Below are 3,620 nucleotides of genomic sequence, written 5' to 3'. Positions count from 1 at the left end.
GCGGCCGGCACGGCGGGCGCCGCGGGCGCCGCCGGCGGATCCGGCGCGAGCGCCGGGACGGCCGGGACCGCCACGGCCGGCAAGGGCGTCCTCGGCGCGCTCGGCGCGAAGGGCGCCGCGGCGGTCGCGGGCGGCGCCGCCGTCGTCGCGGCGGGCGCCGGCGCGGCCGTCTACGTCGCGGAGGCGAAGGACAAGCCGGAGCCGAAGCCGATCGTGGCCGCGCTCGCCGCGCTGAACGAACCGCCGCAGGACCTCGGCCGCGGGATGACGTTCCAGGCGCGGGGGCAGGTCGTCACGGTCACGGGCGGGCGGCCCGCGCTCGTCCGGAAGATCAACGCGGCGCTGCGGGCGCCGCTCGAGGAGCGGTGGGCCAAGACCCGCAAGGGGCTCGCCGGGATCGGCAGGGGCGGCTACACCGACGTCGTGAAGGCGGCGATCCTGATGCGCGGCGACCGGCTGCTGTCGGTCTGGTACACCGTCTCCCTGCAGGGCGAGCGCGGAACCGGCTGGGACCACTCGCCCGCCGTGACCGTCGACCTGCGGACCGGTGCCGCCTACCGCCCGCTCGACCTGTTCCGCGTCCCGACGCAGCAGGGCCTCGCGCCGCTCGACCGGAAGATCAAGGCGCACCTGCCCCACGGCACCTACTGCTACAGCGACGTCGACGCCGGGACCGGGCCGATCCAGCCGCACGGCACCGACAACCCGTCGGCGTTCGTCGGGACGGGCGACGTCAGCATGGCGCTCACGCCGGCCGGCCTGCGCGTGGCCTTCTACGGCGCGCTGCTCGGCTACGCGTCCGCGTGCGGCGAGGAGGACACGACCGTCCCCTACTCCGAGGTCAAGGACATGATCAAGCCGCAGCTGCTGGCGGCCGTCCCGTACCCGCGGCCGGCGCGCTCCTGACACGCCGGACGCCCCGCCCCCGGAGCGTTCCGGGGACGGGGCGTCCGGGAGGGGTCACTTGCGCTTGTTGATCTCTTCGGTGAGCTGCGGCGCGACCTGGAACAGGTCGCCCACGACGCCGTAGTCGACGAGCTCGAAGATCGGCGCCTCGGGGTCCTTGTTGATGGCGACGATGGTCTTCGAGGTCTGCATGCCGGCCCGGTGCTGGATGGCGCCGGAGATGCCGACCGCGACGTACAGCTGCGGCGACACGGTCTTGCCGGTCTGGCCGACCTGGAACGAGTGCGGGTACCAGCCGGCGTCGGTCGCGGCGCGGGACGCGCCGACGGCCGCGCCGAGCGAGTCGGCCAGGCCCTCGATGATCTTGAAGTTCTCGGCGCCGCCGACGCCGCGGCCGCCGGAGACCACGATCGCGGCCTCGGTCAGGTCCGGGCGCTCGCCCTTCTCCTGGACGACCTTCTCCACGATCTTCGTGGCCTTGTCGGCGTCCGACAGGGTCACCGACACCGCCTCCTCGGCCGGGGTGGCCGGGGACGCCTCGGGGGCGACGGAGTTCGGCCGCACGGCGATGATCGGCGTGCCGGTCTTCACCTTGGCGTGCGCGATGATCCCGCCGCCGAAGATGGAGTGCTCGGCGACGAAGCCGTCGGCGACGTCCACCACGTCGGTGAGCACGCCGGAGCCGGTCTTGACCGCCAGGCGGCCCGCGATCTCCTTGCCCTCCGCGGTCGCGGAGACCAGCACCGCGGCCGGCGACTTGTCGGCCACGAGCTGCGCCAGCAGCGCGGCCTTCGGCGCGACGACGTAGGAGGTCAGCTCCTCGTCGGCGGCGACGTAGACCTTCGCGGCGCCGTACTCGCCGAGCTTGTCCTTGGCACCGTCGGCGCCCGGGCCGATCCATACCGCGGAGGCCTCGCCCAGCTTGTTCGCCAGCGTCAGCAGCTCGAGGGCGACCTTCTTGACCTCACCGTCGACGTGGTCGACGAGGACGAGAATCTCAGCCATTGTTCTAATCCCCTTCCTCGGTCAGACGAACTTCTTCGACGCGAGGAACTCGGCGATCTTCGCGCCGCCGTCGCCCTCGTCGGTGACGATCTGACCCTGCGCGCGCGGCGGGGCCTCGGCGAAGTCGACCACCTCGGTGGCCGCGTTCGCCAGGCCGACCTGCGCGGCGTCGATGCCGGCGTCGGCGATGCCGAGCGTCTCGACCGGCTTCTTCTTGGCCGCCATGATCCCCTTGAACGAGGGGTAGCGCGGCTCGTTGATCTTCTCGACCACGGAGACCACCGCGGGCAGGGTCGCCTCGACGCGGTCGAAGCCGTAGTCGGTGACGCGCTGCGCCTTGATGGACGAGCCGTCGATCTCGACCTTGTTGGCCAGCGACACCTGCGGCACGCCGAGCCGCTCGGCGAGCATCGCGGCGAGCACGCCGGTGCGCGCGTCCGTCGACTCCGAGCCGAGGATCACCAGGTCGAAGCCGGTGCGGCCGAGGGCCTGCTGGATCGCGTAGGAGGTCTGCAGCGCGTCGGAGCCGGCGAGGGCGTCGTCCACGAGGTGGACGGCCTTGTCGGCGCCCATCGCCAGCGACTTGCGGATGGAGTCGGTGGCCTTGTCCGGGCCCATGGTCAGAACGGTCACCTCGCCGCCCTGGGCCTCCTTGATGCGCAGCGCCTCTTCGATGGCGTACTCATCGAGCTCGTTGATGACACCGTCCGCGGCAGCGCGGTCGAGCGTGCTGTCATCGGACTTCAGCTTGCGCGGGCTCTCCGTATCGGGAACCTGCTTCACCAGGACGACGATGTTCATGGCCGGTGGCCGACCTCCCTGCACTCAGTTGGCCGCTGGGGTAAGCGGACAGAGGGGCGCCGCCCAACACGGGTCGACGCGGACATGCGTTTCGCTGTCACAGCCTGCCAAACACCCGAACGTGCTTCGGAGCCGGGTCCCCGGTTCGGCCGTGCACGACAAATGTTACTCATCGGTAGCCTACTGGCAAATCCCAGTTCGTGAGACCTTACCCACGTGCCCACCGGGTTTGCCGGGCCCGTCCCGTCCAGCGGACGGCGTGACGCGGGCACCGCTCACCCGCGGTCCATGGCGTTCTGCAGCCGGTCCATCGAGCGCTCCAGCGTGCTCTGCAGCCCGTACATCGGCGCGAAGCTCGGCATCAGCGACATCGCCCCGACCACCGCGACCAGCGCGAGCACGCCCAGCGCCACCCCCGCGACCGCGATCCGCCGCGGGCTGCCCGCGACCGCCATGAACATCCGCTCCAGCTGCCGGCGCGGCGCGCTGACGCCCGGCGCCGTCCACAGCACCGCCGCCCCCGCCCCCGCGCCGAGCGCGCAGGCGCCCAGCGAGTCGATCTCCCCGCCGATCACCGACGCCGCCGCCAGCCCGAGCGGCACCGCCGCCGCCAGCACCGCCGCGTACGGGACGGTCAGCGCCGTCCGTCCGAAGGCCGACGCCCACCCGGCGACCGTGTCGGACGTCGCCGCCCGCAGCGCCGTCACCGCGACGAGTGTCAGCAGCAGGCCCATGATCGGCATCATCACCGCGACGCCGACCCCGATCACCACCACCATCGCCGCGAGCAGCCGCGCCCACGCCTGCGCCACCGCCGGCCCCTGCGGCCGCCCGGCCGGCTCCGCGGCGGGCACCGGCGCCACCGGCGGCGCGGTCTCCTCCACCGCCGGCGCGGGCGCCGGGACGGG

At 73.1% G+C, this 3,620-nt stretch carries 3 protein-coding genes and 1 pseudogene; 1 reads left to right on the top strand and 3 read right to left on the bottom strand.

Translation table 11 applies throughout. The annotated features are described in order from the left end of the window. Nucleotides 1–906: hypothetical protein (locus tag ABZ914_RS48530; protein WP_500201380.1), on the top strand; the 906-nt coding region annotated here is incomplete at its 5' end. A 54-nt stretch (nucleotides 907–960) separates the two neighbouring features. Here ABZ914_RS48530 and ABZ914_RS48525 read toward each other — a convergent pair. The 3 genes and pseudogenes from ABZ914_RS48525 to ABZ914_RS48515 all read right to left on the bottom strand — a co-directional run. Beyond that, entirely contained in the window at nucleotides 961–1,911 is a 951-nt protein-coding gene (locus tag ABZ914_RS48525) for an electron transfer flavoprotein subunit alpha/FixB family protein (RefSeq protein ID WP_190868970.1), read from the bottom strand. Between the two features lie 21 nt (nucleotides 1,912–1,932). After that, on the bottom strand, nucleotides 1,933–2,712 hold the full coding sequence (locus ABZ914_RS48520) for an electron transfer flavoprotein subunit beta/FixA family protein (protein WP_285916353.1): 780 nt from the start codon (nucleotides 2,710–2,712) through the stop codon (nucleotides 1,933–1,935). A 275-nt stretch (nucleotides 2,713–2,987) separates the two neighbouring features. Further along, a pseudogene (locus ABZ914_RS48515) lies at nucleotides 2,988–3,620 on the bottom strand (hypothetical protein); the annotation flags it as partial.

The sequence above is a fragment of the Spirillospora sp. NPDC046719 genome (genome assembly GCF_040645715.1).
Classification (GTDB): Bacteria; Actinomycetota; Actinomycetes; order Streptosporangiales; family Streptosporangiaceae; genus Spirillospora.
The sequence above is the reverse complement of the archived record's forward strand: the minus strand, read 5'-3'. Positions and strand labels throughout refer to the sequence as shown.

Excerpts from the sequence above, each read along its gene's own strand:
- ABZ914_RS48520 (WP_285916353.1), bottom strand. The coding sequence starts at position 2,712 with ATGAACATCGTCGTCCTGGTGAAGCAGGTTCCCGATACGGAGAGCCCG.
- ABZ914_RS48525 (WP_190868970.1), bottom strand. The coding sequence starts at position 1,911 with ATGGCTGAGATTCTCGTCCTCGTCGACCACGTCGACGGTGAGGTCAAG.